The 12,632-nt window shown below is 58.8% G+C and carries 13 protein-coding genes; 7 read left to right on the plus strand and 6 right to left on the minus strand.

Annotation, left to right across the window (positions count from 1 at the left end; all coding sequences use genetic code 11):
* Positions 1 to 184 precede the first annotated feature (184 nt).
* Positions 185 to 670, plus strand: a complete 486-nt coding sequence (locus GXB78_RS01970; protein ID WP_039756448.1) for a glycine zipper domain-containing protein — start codon at positions 185 to 187, stop codon at positions 668 to 670.
* A gap of 55 nt (positions 671 to 725) precedes the next feature.
* Here the strand turns inward: GXB78_RS01970 and GXB78_RS01975 are convergent, their stop codons facing one another.
* From GXB78_RS01975 to GXB78_RS01985, 3 genes are all read right to left on the minus strand, one after another.
* The gene (locus GXB78_RS01975) at positions 726 to 1,151 is read right to left on the minus strand and encodes an acyl-CoA thioesterase (protein WP_329513933.1); all 426 of its coding nucleotides are present in this window, start codon (positions 1,149 to 1,151) and stop codon (positions 726 to 728) included.
* Between the two features lie 216 nt (positions 1,152 to 1,367).
* Positions 1,368 to 2,594, minus strand: a complete 1,227-nt coding sequence (locus GXB78_RS01980) for a 3-hydroxyacyl-CoA dehydrogenase (RefSeq protein WP_329513934.1) — start codon at positions 2,592 to 2,594, stop codon at positions 1,368 to 1,370.
* Between the two features lie 206 nt (positions 2,595 to 2,800).
* Entirely contained in the window at positions 2,801 to 4,729 is a 1,929-nt protein-coding gene (locus GXB78_RS01985) for a RecQ family ATP-dependent DNA helicase (RefSeq protein WP_329513935.1), read from the minus strand.
* 411 nt (positions 4,730 to 5,140) lie between these two features.
* Between GXB78_RS01985 and GXB78_RS01990 the strand changes: the two genes are divergently transcribed.
* Positions 5,141 to 5,815: a hypothetical protein gene (locus GXB78_RS01990; RefSeq protein ID WP_329513936.1), complete on the plus strand. Its 675-nt coding sequence runs from the start codon at positions 5,141 to 5,143 to the stop codon at positions 5,813 to 5,815.
* Positions 5,815 to 6,087 carry a type II toxin-antitoxin system RelE/ParE family toxin gene (locus GXB78_RS01995; protein ID WP_329513937.1) on the plus strand — a complete coding sequence of 91 codons (273 nt, stop codon included), beginning with the start codon at positions 5,815 to 5,817 and terminating at the stop codon, positions 6,085 to 6,087. Before GXB78_RS01990 ends, GXB78_RS01995 begins: the two co-directional genes overlap by 1 nt.
* A gap of 175 nt (positions 6,088 to 6,262) precedes the next feature.
* Here GXB78_RS01995 and GXB78_RS02000 read toward each other — a convergent pair whose 3' ends face one another.
* The gene (locus tag GXB78_RS02000) at positions 6,263 to 7,804 is read right to left on the minus strand and encodes a phosphoenolpyruvate carboxykinase (RefSeq protein ID WP_016772179.1); all 1,542 of its coding nucleotides are present in this window, start codon (positions 7,802 to 7,804) and stop codon (positions 6,263 to 6,265) included.
* 181 nt (positions 7,805 to 7,985) lie between these two features.
* The gene (gene hslO, locus GXB78_RS02005) at positions 7,986 to 8,888 is read right to left on the minus strand and encodes an Hsp33 family molecular chaperone HslO (RefSeq protein ID WP_329513938.1); all 903 of its coding nucleotides are present in this window, start codon (positions 8,886 to 8,888) and stop codon (positions 7,986 to 7,988) included.
* A 107-nt stretch (positions 8,889 to 8,995) separates the two neighbouring features.
* Between hslO and GXB78_RS02010 the strand changes: the two genes are divergently transcribed.
* A complete protein-coding gene (locus GXB78_RS02010) occupies positions 8,996 to 9,796 on the plus strand; it encodes a phosphatase PAP2 family protein (protein ID WP_329513939.1) in 801 nt (266 codons plus the stop codon).
* A gap of 97 nt (positions 9,797 to 9,893) precedes the next feature.
* On the opposite strand, the gene GXB78_RS02015 is transcribed toward GXB78_RS02010, so the two are convergent.
* The gene (locus GXB78_RS02015; RefSeq protein WP_256808572.1) at positions 9,894 to 10,301 is read right to left on the minus strand and encodes an RNA-binding S4 domain-containing protein; all 408 of its coding nucleotides are present in this window, start codon (positions 10,299 to 10,301) and stop codon (positions 9,894 to 9,896) included.
* Between the two features lie 116 nt (positions 10,302 to 10,417).
* Here GXB78_RS02015 and rimA point away from each other — a divergent pair, with 116 nt between their 5' ends.
* The 3 genes from rimA to rimK are packed head-to-tail and all read left to right on the plus strand — an operon-like array spanning position 10,418 to position 12,595.
* Positions 10,418 to 11,197 (plus strand): S6 modification regulatory phosphodiesterase RimA, encoded by a 780-nt coding sequence (gene rimA, locus GXB78_RS02020; protein ID WP_329513940.1) that lies wholly within the window; start codon positions 10,418 to 10,420, stop codon positions 11,195 to 11,197.
* A 16-nt stretch (positions 11,198 to 11,213) separates the two neighbouring features.
* A complete protein-coding gene (gene rimB, locus GXB78_RS02025; RefSeq protein ID WP_016772184.1) occupies positions 11,214 to 11,693 on the plus strand; it encodes a retropepsin-like aspartic endopeptidase RimB in 480 nt (159 codons plus the stop codon).
* Positions 11,690 to 12,595 carry a 30S ribosomal protein S6--L-glutamate ligase gene (gene rimK / locus GXB78_RS02030; protein ID WP_024011184.1) on the plus strand — a complete coding sequence of 302 codons (906 nt, stop codon included), beginning with the start codon at positions 11,690 to 11,692 and terminating at the stop codon, positions 12,593 to 12,595. Before rimB ends, rimK begins: the two co-directional genes overlap by 4 nt.
* Positions 12,596 to 12,632 lie beyond the last annotated feature (37 nt).

The following is a 12,632-nucleotide window of genomic DNA, read 5'->3' on the forward strand; positions in this document are numbered from 1 at the left end:
CCGTTTTTGCATAAAAACGGCCTGTCCGAAGTAACTAAAGACCGGCGAAAATCGGTTAAGTTCCGGTGAAAAAACAGTAACTTGCAATCTTGTATACAAGTCGTGCTATTCGTCGGATTTTGATTGTCACGCCCATTGCAGAGCCTCAGGATCGGCGCCGTCATCCCTTTGAGGCTCATCCTCTATGAAGTTCTCCTCGATTCTCTTGTTGTCCCTTGGCCTGGTCAGTGGCTTCGCTTCTGCCGGAGGCACCACCGAAGCAGGTGTGGGCGGCGCATTGGGCGGGGTTCTTGGCTCGGTCGTCGGTCAATCGTTAGGCGGCAATACAGGTTCCACCATCGGCGCAGCCCTGGGCGGCGCGGGTGGTAGTGCGGTCGGCGCAGACAAGCGCAGCCGTGGCGAAGCGGCCATCGGCGGTGCACTGGGTGCAGCCGGCGGTAACGTGGTTGGCCGCAGTCTGGGCGGCACCACCGGCAGCCTGATCGGCTCTGCCGCAGGTGGCGGCGCGGGCGGCGCGCTGGGTAACTACATGGGCAACAAGAGCGACGACGATGATCGTCGTTACGACCGTCGCCATGATGACCGTCGCTACTACCGCGACCGTGGTCATCCAGGTCGTGGTCACGCCTATGGCCACCGCAAGCATCACAAGTACTATCGCCACCACTAAGGCGAAGGCTTGAAGGAAAATCGCAGCCCTTGGGGCTGCGATTTTTTTTGCACGATCAAATGACCAACCGCTCCAGTGCCCGGCGCAAACCCGCAGGAATCGGCACCGGCTGATTGCTCGCGCGATCGACAAACACATGCACGAACCGCCCCGCCGCACATGCCTCGCTTTCGCCGACCTTGAACACAGCCAGTTCGTATTGCACCGAGCTGTTGCCCAGCTTGCCGACCCGCAGTCCGATCTCAATCAGATCGGGGAAAGCGATCGAGGCAAAATAATCGCAGGCCGAACTGACCACGAATCCCACCACTTCGCCGTCATGGATATCCAGGCCACCGACCTGAATCAGGTAAGTGTTCACCGCCGTGTCGAAGAAGCTGTAGTAGGTGACATTGTTGACGTGACCGTAGACGTCGTTGTCGTGCCAGCGTGTGGTGATCGGCTGGAAGTGGGGGTAGTCGGTGCGCTGAGGGGTGGACATGGTTGTGCTGGTTCTCTTGTTTTTCAGTGAGGGCGCTTGCCCTCACCCTAGCCCTCTCCCAGAGGTAGAGGGGACTGACCGAGGTGTTCTCTCGAAATACACCGACCTGAACTGTCGAGTCGAGCTCACATTCGAAAATCACGAAGATCGGCTCCCTTTCCCCTCTCTCCTTGGGGGAGATGGCCGGGGTGAGGGGGATAGATTTTCGCCGTAACACTAAGCCTGAGCAAACCCCTTGCCCTGCGCCGCCAGTTCGCCAATCAGCCGCGCCGGCTTCCACTGATCGCCCTGGCGCGTCTCCAGCGCCAGCAAGCGCTGATGAATATCCGCGAGCCCTTGCTGATCCGCCCAGGCCATCGGCCCGCCCTTGTCCGCTGGAAAACCATATCCGTTCAAGTACACCAGATCGATGTCATGGGCCGAGCCGGCAATGCCTTCCTGCAGGATCTTCGCGCCCTCATTGACCAGCGCCAGCAAACAGCGCTCAAGGATTTCGTCAGGACCGATGTCGCGACGCTGGAAACCCAATTCTTCACTGACCCGCAGCACCAGTGCATCGACCTCGGGATCATGCTCGGCCTGTCGACTGCCCGGTTCATAGTGGTAGTAACCGTTACCGGACTTCTGCCCGAACCGATCCATTTCGCACAAGCGGTTATCCACCTGAACCTCCGGTGCATCCTGCCCTTTACCAGCGAGCTCCCGAGCACGCCACTCCAGATCGATGCCGACCACGTCGTACATGCGAAACGGCCCCATGGCAAAACCGAAGCCTTGCAGCGCGGCGTCAACATGGTGTGGATAAGCGCCTTCGAGGAGCATCTTGCGCGCTTCAAGTACATACGGATGCAGCATGCGGTTGCCGATGAAACCGTGGCAATTGCCCGACACCACGCTGACCTTGCCCATGCGCTTGCCGAGCGCCAACGCCGCGTCCAGCGCCGCTGGTGAGGTCTGCGCCCCACGCACGATCTCCAGCAGTTTCATGATGTGCGCCGGGCTGAAGAAATGCAGGCCCAGTACCTGTGCCGGGCGCCGGGTCGCAGCGGCAATCGCGTCGATATCCAGCGCCGAGGTGTTGCTCGCCAGCAGAGCCTCGGGCTTGAGCAGGCCATCGAGCTCGCGAAAAATCTTCTGCTTCAGCTCAAGGTTTTCGTACACCGCTTCGATCACCAGATCGACATTGCGGATCGCCGCGTAATCCGCCGCCGCAGACACGCGAGCAATTCGCGCATCCGCCTCGGCCTGATCGATGCGGCCCTGACGCACGTTGTGTGCATAAGTCTCGGCGACCGCCGTCAGCGCCTGCTCGAGCATCTGTGGATTGTTGTCCACCCATTGCACGTTCACGCCGGCATTGGCCAGGCACATGACAATGCCGCGGCCCATGGTGCCCGCGCCGATGACGGCAGCCTGCTGGATATCGAAGGATGTCTGGCTCATGTTGTTCTCTTGTGGGCGATCCGAAGACAGATTCCAACCTTAGTCAGGCAACGGCGCTTTTTGAAGTTTATTCGCGTGATGATCGACATTCAGCGGATGGATAGAGCGCCTGCCTTGATGACCCCTGGGGCTGCCGAAGGCTGCGAACTTTCGATCTTGAAGAATCAACACCAAAAGATCGCAGCCTTCGGCAGCTCCTACAGGGGTCAAAGGTGCTCTTGCGCCCACGCGCGGACCTCGGCGTAGGGATACTCTTCCAGCGCTGCGAATCCTGGAATTGCGCGCGCCTTGAGCTTGGTGAACAACGGCACGCTGATACCGCACAGGAACCGCGTCAGGCGTTCGGCCGATGGAATGCGCCCTGTGTGCTGCTCATGTCTGTGGATAAACTCACCACACAGCTGCGCGAAGTTTTTATCCACAAGCGCCGGCAACGCTGGCGGCTCGGGCAACCGGGCGACATGGCCGTGACACACCGAACAATGGCCACAACGCTCCGGAGCATTGTGATCACCGAAATACTCGGCCAGGCGATAACCCAGGCAGCGTTCGGTGGCAAACACCTCAAGCATGGCGTGAATCCGCGCCACTTCAGTCTGTTCGTGGCGGGTGAAATACTCGTGCAGCTCAGCGCTCAGGGCATCGCTGGCAAAATCACTGTGCAGCAGGCTGTAGACCTCGGTCATCTGCTTGCTCTCCAGCTCGACCCAACCCTTTTCCTGGAAGTAATCCAGCGCTGTCACTACGCGATTGCGCTCGGCGGAATACTGCGAGTACATCGCCTCGAAATTCACCGTTGCCCAAGTTCGCGCGCGGGTCGAGGTCTGAATAATTGCAGCGACGAAATCCCTGCGCTCACCCTCAAAACGCTCGAGCAGTGCCTCCGGCTCGAGCAAATATTTGAAGCGATACTCGGCGTAATAGGCGTAACGCGGAGCAATCAGACCGCGCAGTTCCAGCTGCACCAGCAACGTTTTCACTGGCAACGAGCGAATATTGCTCTGATCCGCCAATGGCCCGAGCAGAAACTCCCACTGTCCCTCAGGCACCGAAGCTTTCAGTTCATCGAGTACATAACGAATGCCATCACACTCGGGTGTGTCGCCATAAACGAAGTTCTCGAGCACATTGAGGCTGTCGCGATTGGCCAGCACCAGGCAGTCAGAGGGCTGACCGTCACGGCCGGCGCGACCGATTTCCTGGCTGTAGTTTTCGATGGATTTGGGCAGATCGAAATGCACGACGTTGCGAATGTCGCTCTTGTCGATCCCCATCCCGAAAGCGATGGTGGCGACGATGCAATTGGACTGCCCGGCCATGAAGCGGCGTTGAATGTCCTCACGCTGATCGTGGGGCAAACCTGCGTGGTAAGCCTCGGCCTGAATACCGTTGCGCTCGAGATGCTCGGCAACGTGCTCGGCGGTCTTCTGCAACGTGACGTAGACAATGCTCGGTTGTCCGGGGCGCTCGGCCATCCATTCCACCAGCCGCCGGCGCTTGTCGTGGCCGCGCACAGGCTCAACGAGCAGGTTGAGGTTGGGTCGGTAAAAACCAGTGGTCACCACATCTGCCGGGGCGATGGCGAATTTGGCCTGCATGTCGGCGATGACTTTCGGTGTGGCCGTAGCGGTAAGCAGCAGGGCCTGGGGGATGTTGAACTGGCGCTGGTAGTCCGGCAGTTTCAGGTAGTCGGGACGAAAGTTGTGGCCCCACTCGGAAATGCAGTGTGCTTCATCGACCACCAGCAACGAGATCGGCACCTGTTGCAGAAAATTGCGGAAGCGCTCGTTTTTCAGGCGCTCGACGGAAATCATCAGAATTTTCAGCTCGCCCGAACGCGCACGGGCCATGACGTCGTTGGCATCCTCGCGGCTCTGCGCCGAATCGATACTGCCTGCCGAGATGCCGTGGCGCTTGAGAAACGCCAGTTGATCCTGCATCAACGCCAGCAGCGGCGAGACCACCAATGTCAGATGTGGTAGCAGCAGGGCCGGCAGTTGGTAGCACAGCGATTTGCCGGAGCCCGTGGGAAAGATCGCCGCCGCCGAGCGCCCCGCCAGCACCGCGCTGATGGCGGCCTCCTGACCGGGTCGAAACTGTGGATAACCAAAAACCTGTTCCAGGGTGTTGTGCATTCGCTGTCACTCCTTTGACTGCTGCCATGCCCAAAGCCTAGCGGGCGATCGCAGCGAGTCGAGAAAAGGTTGGGGGCTAAATCGATACGGAATAATACAGCGGATGCCACGAGTACCGCGGCACGCTGTGAGAGCGAGCCTGCTCGCCAAGAGGCCAGCCGTCACACCACAACGCTCAAGAATCAGGGACTCAACACCGCTGCAACGGCGTGTCGTTCTCGGCAGTCAAAGGCACGATCTACCGGCCGGCGACCGGTCTGAGCACAAGTTTGCTGGATATTTTCTTGCTACCAGCATTGCGTTGAAAAGCGTTGAAGAATCGTTAGCAACGTCTGGCACATTGTTCGTCTCGTTCCTACTTCACGCGATGCCTTGTCGGCTATCGCGAGCGGGTGGTACGAACCTATAGTCGTGGGCGTCGCTGCCTTGGTCAGCGACACCCACATCGCCCAGGCTCTGTACCTGCTGACACAGGACGGCTGCGACCTGCTGCAAGTCGCGCAGACAAGAAAGCCCCGGCCCAGTAACAAACGAAACATCATCGCTGCACACGCCGTGTCCAGCACCAGGAGTCGAATTTTGCAAACTACTATTGATTGCGTACGATGGGAGCCATTATTCAGCGAAGGGCTCGCTTTTATGACCAGCACTGAAACCATCGATCACAGCACTCTTGTTCGCCTGGTTGAAAACGGTTCTGTCAGCGGCACGAATATCGTCGCCAAATCGGGTGGCTGGTCGATCGAAATTCATCAAGGCAGGAACATATATAAGCTGACCGCTCAGCGTAGCGGTCAAGTGCGGCTGTTCAAAAAAATGGAGACGCTGGTGACCTATTTGCAAGGCTTGGGCATTAGCCAATTCAACGTGGATGCCTCCGCTTATGATCCGCTGCAACTGAAAACTTACGCCCGCCCCGATCGCTCCGAAGCGTTGAAGCAAGCGCATGAAGCCGCCGCTTATGAAGAATGGTTCAAACGCCAGGTCCAGATCAGCATCGATGACCCAAGACCTAGTGTCAGCGATGCAGACGCTCGCCGAATATTCGCCGCCAAGCGTGATGCCCTGCGTCAACGAGGGCGCTGATGAGGTTGGTCTGGCGCCCGGAAGCGCTTGCTGACCGAGACCGGATAATGAACCGCATCAGCCAGGACAACCCCGACGCGGCTGCGGACCTCGATGAAATGTTCGAATCAAAAGGGGAAATCGCAAGACAGCGCCCAACCTTGTACAAAAAGGGCAAGGTCGACGGCACACGTGAAATCATTGCAGCCTCCAACTACGTCATCGTCTACGCAATCAAAAAAGACTGTGTTGAAGTGCTTCGTGTCCTGCATGCACGGCGGCAATGGCCATAGTTAAGAGGGGCAAGCTGCTGTAGCGATTCTGGTCGTAGTACGCAGAAACTGAAGGAATACTGATACATGGCTGGGGCAAGCAGAGAACAGCCCCGGGAATGAGCTGACTCGGATTCTTCGCTCATAAAAAAACCGCCCCAAAGGGCGGTTTTTTTTATTCACTGCAAACCAATACTTACAACTTCGGCCCAGCAGCCTTGATCGCGTCGCTCACTTCGAACTTCTTGAAGTTCTCGATGAACAGACCGGCCAGTGCTTTCGCTGCCTCGTCGTACGCAGCCTTGTCAGCCCAGGTGTTGCGTGGGTTGAGCAGGTTGGTGTCGACGCCCGGAACGGCCAGTGGCACGTCGAGGTTGATGGTGTCGAGGTGCTCGGTGGCTGCACCGATCAGAGCGCCGCTCTGGATCGCGGCGATCACTGCGCGGGTGGTCGGGATGTTGAAGCGTTGGCCGACGCCGTAGCCACCGCCGGTCCAGCCGGTGTTGACCAGGTAGACCTTGGAGCCGAAGCCGCGGATGCGCTTGATCAGCAGCTCGGCGTATTCACCAGCCGGACGCGGGAAGAACGGTGCGCCGAAGCAGGTCGAGAAGGTCGACTTGATGCCGCTGCCCGAACCCATTTCAGTCGAGCCCACCAGTGCGGTGTAGCCGGACAGGAAGTGGTAGGCCGCTTGTTCTTCGTTGAGGATCGACACTGGCGGCAGTACGCCGGTCAGGTCGCAGGTCAGGAAGATCACCGCGTTTGGCTCGCCACCCAGGTTCTTCTCGGAACGCTTGGCAACGTGCTCCAGCGGATACGCCGCTCGGCTGTTCTGGGTGAGGCTGACATCGGCGTAGTCGGCGTGCTTGGCATCGTCAATGACGACGTTTTCCAGCACCGCGCCGTGCTTGATGGCTTTCCAGATGACCGGCTCGTTCTTCTCGGAGAGGTCGATGCACTTGGCATAGCAACCGCCTTCGATGTTGAAGACCACGCCTTCGCCCCAGCCGTGTTCGTCGTCACCGATCAGGTAACGGCTTTCGTCGGCCGACAGGGTGGTTTTACCGGTGCCCGACAGACCGAAGAACAGGGTCACGTCGCCGTCTTCGCCGATGTTGGCAGCGCAGTGCATTGGCAGCACGTCAGCGGCCGGCAGCAGGAAGTTCTGCACCGAGAACATGGCTTTCTTCATCTCACCGGCGTAACGCATGCCGGCGATCAGCACTTTTTTCTGCGCGAAGTTGATGATCACGCAGCCGTCGGAGTTGGTGCCGTCACGCTCAGGCACGCACTCGAAGTTGGCGACGTTGAGCACTTGCCATTCTTCACGGCCAGCCGGGTTGTACTGGGCCGGGTTGATGAACAGGCAACGACCGAACAGGTTCTGCCAGGCAGTCTGCGTGGTCATTTTCACGGCCAGGTAGTGATCCTCCGCCGCGCCTACATGCACGTGGGAAACGAAGTGCTCTTGCGCATTGTTGAAGGCCTCGACGCGAGCCCACAGGGCATCGAACTTGTCGGCCGGGAACTTGCGGTTGATCGGGCCCCAGGCGATAGCGGCCTGGGTGGAAGGCTCTTCAACGATGAAACGGTCGACTGGCGAACGGCCGGTGCGGTGACCGGTGCGAACAACCAGAGCGCCGGTATCGGCAAGCTCGCCTTCACCGCGATTCAGGGCTTCTTTTACCAGATCATCAACACTCAGATCGGTGTACACGGCGTTATTGGCTTGCGTCATGAGGTTCCCCGTCGGCCAGTGGCCGAGTGTGCTCCAAACGTTTTGTAGTAGAAAGTCGTGCACTACTACCGCGAAAAAAGTGGGCCGGATTATGCCAGAAAAGCCCAAAAAGAGTAGGGTCCTCCCGTCGTAACGGCGATATTCCGTCATTACGCAGTGAATTTACCTGCGCTGAACCGTTTTAGTGACGGGTATCTGACGGCGTATCGACGCCCGCGCCAGCGAACAATTGAGCGATATCGGCCGCGTCGAATAGGTACTGCTGATTGCAGAACTGGCAATCGATCTCGACTTTGCCGCCCTGCTCGGCTGCCAGCGCCAGCGCATCTTCCAGCCCAAGACTGACCAGCGCATTGCCGGAGCGTTCCCGAGAGCAGCTGCAGCTGAAGCGCAGATGCTGCACATCGAACAGGCGCACCTGCTCTTCGTGATACAGACGATGCAGCACGGTTTCGTTGTCCAGGCTGAGCAGTTCATCGGCGCTCAGAGTGCTGGCCAACGCGGTGAGGTGCTGCCAGCTGGCGGCGCGATCCTCTTCGTCTTTCAAGCGATCGGCGGGGAGTTGTTGCAGCAGCATGCCGCGTGCACGACGACCATCGGCGAACAGCTTGAAGCGCGTGCCGACCTGTTGCGACATGACGAAATAGTTGGTGAAGCAATCCGACAGGGTTTCGCCGTCGAGATCGACAATCCCCTGATAGCGCTGGCCGACAGTCGGATCGACGGTCAGGGCCAGAACGCCGTTCGGCATCAGGTCGCCGAGGGTGGCGTCTGCGGCGATCTGCTCGGCGTCATAGCGCGCCAGGCCACGGATTTCGCGCTCGCTGGAGCACTCGATCATCAGCAGCGGAATCGGCCCTTCCGAACGCGCCTGCAAGATCAGCAAGCCGTCGAACTTGAGCGTGCCAACCAGCAACGATGCGGCCGCCATCAATTCGCCAAGCAACTGCGCGACCGGCTCCGGGTACGGGTGTTTGGCGAGGACTTCGGCGTAGCTGCGCTCCAGCGCTACCAGCTCGCCGCGAGTGTCGCTGTCATCAAAGATGAAGCGTTGAGTGAAATCGGTATCCGCTAGATCGGTCATAGGTCTGGGTATCTGAATGTGATGACAAAATGGTTACAAAACGTGAAAATTTGCGCTTGCTGGCACTTTTTTTGGTGCCGGCGCTTTTTCGCCATGGGAGGCATTTTATGAACAATCCGGGTTTGTTCCAATCAAGGTGGAACCTCGGCCGGCTGGTTCTGTGTAACGTAGTGCCGTTGGCGCTACTGGCTTTCTGGTTATGGCCTACCGGCCAGATGCTGTGTGTGATTTTCGACGAGTGGCTGTTCCGCTCGCTGAATGCACCGCTGGCCAGCAATCCGATATGGCTCCACATCTGGGCAATTGCAAGTCTGCGCCCGTTCGACATTGTCGTCGGACTGATTCTGCTGACGCTGCTGATCAAGGGCGACTGGGTCTTCCGGGCAATCGATGTGCGCCGCGCATTCTTCGGTTTTTTCTCGATCCTGCTGTTGATGGTGGTGATCCGTGCGCTGTTTTCCAAATTAGCCGATCACATGGGCTGGCAGCACAGCAGCCCGTCGATGGTGATCGAGGGCGCCGTGCACATCAGCGATTACTTTCCGCACCTGGAAAAAACCTGGGAGCTGAAGGATCGTTCGGGCCAGAGCTTCCCAGGTGATCACGCTTCGGTATTGTTGATCTGGGCGTTGTTCATGGGCGTGTTCAGCCGCACCATCGGGCAGTTTTTTACGGTCTGGGGCTTGGCGGTGCTGTTCATGTTGCCGCGCCTGGTGGCTGGCGCGCATTGGGGGCAGGACGATTACATCGGCGGCGTGTTGTTGGCGGTGTGGGCGTTGGGCTGGGGTTACTACACGCCATTTGCCTTTCACGCAGCGAACTTCTGGTTGAAGCTGACCGCGCCGGTGTTTGCATTGCTGGGCAAGTTGCCGCTGGTGTCGCGGATGAGTGTCATACGTAGCGCCTGATACCGCGTCGTACTCGATTCGCGAGCAGGCTCGCTCCCACAGACAGCTCGATCAAATGTGGGAGCGAGCCTGCTCGCGAAGAGGCCGGCATAACGTTTCAATCTTCGTTGCTGCTACCGCGAAACTTGAACAGATCGCGCCGCTGCTTCTTGCTCGGCTTGCCATCGGTGCTCACGCCCAACGACCCTGCCTTGCGCATTGCCGCAGCCGCCTCACGCTTGGCGATACTCGCCTCGGTCTCGGCGTACAAGGTCTGCGCCTCGGGTGCGCCTCGACGCACGATCGACAAGGCCTCGACCCTCACGGTGCGCACTTCGAAGCCGGTGCGAATCTCAAACTCATCGCCTATGCGTGGTTCCTTGCCCGGTTTGCAGCGCTCGCCGCGACAATGCACCTTGCCACTTTCAATGGCCGCTTTGGCCAAGGCACGGGTTTTATAGAAACGTGCCGCCCATAGCCATTTATCGAGACGGACCTTGTCGTCCTCCTCCTGTTTCTGCGCCATATGAATTCCTCGTTCAGCCAGTAGTCGGAACTGTACTACCGTTTCTGTCGGGCGCAAGAACTCGGCCCACCAGATAGACTGTGATCTTCGCCGCATGACCGGCCTGGAGTGACCGAGTGACAAAATTCCCGACTTCATTGACCTCGCCCAAGGGCGGTTGCCAGGGCTGCCAGCAAAGCGAGCCGCTGGAATTCGATTTTGCCTTCGCCTACCAGCCGATCGTCGACCTGCGCGATCAGTCCGTGTTTGCCCACGAAGCACTGGTGCGAGGCATCGCAGGAGAAGGCGCACTGTCCGTGTTAAATCAGGTTACAGAAGACAACCGCTACCGTTTCGACCAGCTCTGCCGGACCCGCGCCATCGAAGGTGCGGCCAGTCTTAATATGCAGACACACTTGTCGATCAACTTTTTGCCCAACGCCGTCTACCGTCCAGAGTTATGCATTCGCAGCACGCTGGAGGCCGCACGAAAACACAACTTCCCGATTGACCGACTGATTTTCGAAACCCTGGAAATCGAGCACGTAGATAATTATCGCCATTTGACCAATATTCTGCGTGAATACCGCGAATTCGGCTTCAAGACCGCCATCGACGATTTCGGTGCCGGCTATTCGGGGCTCAATCTGCTGGCTGATTTCCAACCGGACCTGATCAAACTCGACATGGCGCTGATCCGCGATGTCGATCAAGACCGTGTCCGTCAGGTGATCGTGCGGGGGATTGTCACAATGTGTGCGGAGTTGGGCGTTACAGTCATTGCCGAAGGCATCGAAAGCGTTGGGGAACGGGATTTCCTCGCGGACTGTGGAATATTTCTGATGCAGGGCTACTGGTTCGCCAAACCTGCGTTCAAAGCGTTGCCCCAGGTGCCGGACGAGGCCTGGAAGCGTTAACCCTTGGTTTTTTTCATTGAAGACATTTGATCATCTGACCGTTGTCGGTCTGCGCGAGTGGGTGGCGCTCCCTGGCTTGGGAGTCGCCGGCCTGCGCGCGAAAATCGACACCGGCGCCAGCACTTCCAGCCTGCATGCCACCGATATCGAACCGTTCGAACGCGACGGCGAGAAATGGGTGCGCTTCACCGCGCATCTGGGCACGGTGGTGCAATTGCGGCACCGGCGCTGTGAAGCCCCGCTGGTCACGCGCAAAACCATCAAAAGCTCCAATGGCCATGCGCAGGTGCGCTACGTGATCAGCACCACGCTGGCCCTGGGGGATCGGGTCTGGCCGGTGGAATTCACCCTCGCCTGCCGCAAGTCCATGCGCTATCGCCTGTTGCTCGGTTCCAAAGCCCTGATCGATGGCCAGCTGGTGGTCAATCCGGGCATCAAATATGTACAAGACAAGCCGGTGTTCCCGGTATCTACCTCCTCCACAGGTGTTGCATGAAGATCGCTGTGCTGTCGCGTAATCCGCGTCTGTATTCCACCCGCCGTCTGGTCGAAGCCGGAATCGAGCGCGGGCATGAAATGGTGGTGATCGACACCTTGCGCGCCTACATGAACATTGCCAGCCACAAGCCGCAGATCCACTACCGCGGCAAACCGCTGGAAGGTTTTGATGCGGTGATCCCGCGGATCGGCGCGTCTGTGACGTTCTACGGCTGCGCGGTGTTGCGTCAGTTCGAAATGATGGGCGTGTTCCCGCTCAACGAGTCGGTGGCGATTGCCCGTTCGCGGGACAAATTACGCTCGCTGCAGTTGCTGTCGCGGCGCGGGATCGGTTTGCCGGTCACCGGTTTTGCTCACTCGCCGGATGACATTCCCGATCTGATCGCCATGGTCAACGGCGCACCGCTGGTGATCAAGGTGCTCGAAGGCACTCAGGGCATCGGCGTGGTGCTGTGCGAAACAGCCACGGCGGCAGAATCGGTGATCGAGGCGTTCATGGGCCTGAAGCAGAACATCATGGTCCAGGAATACATCAAGGAAGCCGGCGGCGCGGATATACGCTGTTTCGTGGTCGGCGACAAAGTGATCGCGGCGATGAAGCGGCAGGCCAAACCGGGCGAGTTCCGTTCCAACCTGCATCGCGGCGGCAGCGCCAGCCTGATCAAGATCACCCCGGAAGAACGCATGACCGCGTTACGCGCCGCCAAGGTGATGGGGCTGGCGGTGGCAGGTGTGGATATCCTGCGTTCCAATCACGGGCCGCTGGTGATGGAAGTAAATTCGTCGCCGGGACTGGAAGGAATCGAGACTACCACCGGCAAGAACGTGGCCGGGATCATCATCGAGCATCTTGAAAAGAATGGCGGACCGAATATGACCCGCACCAAGGGCAAGGGCTAGAAAAGCAGCTGCTAGCGGCAAGCTCCAAGCTGCAAGG

Source organism: Pseudomonas moraviensis subsp. stanleyae, assembly GCF_036283065.1.
Classification (GTDB): Bacteria; Pseudomonadota; Gammaproteobacteria; order Pseudomonadales; family Pseudomonadaceae; genus Aquipseudomonas; species Aquipseudomonas stanleyae.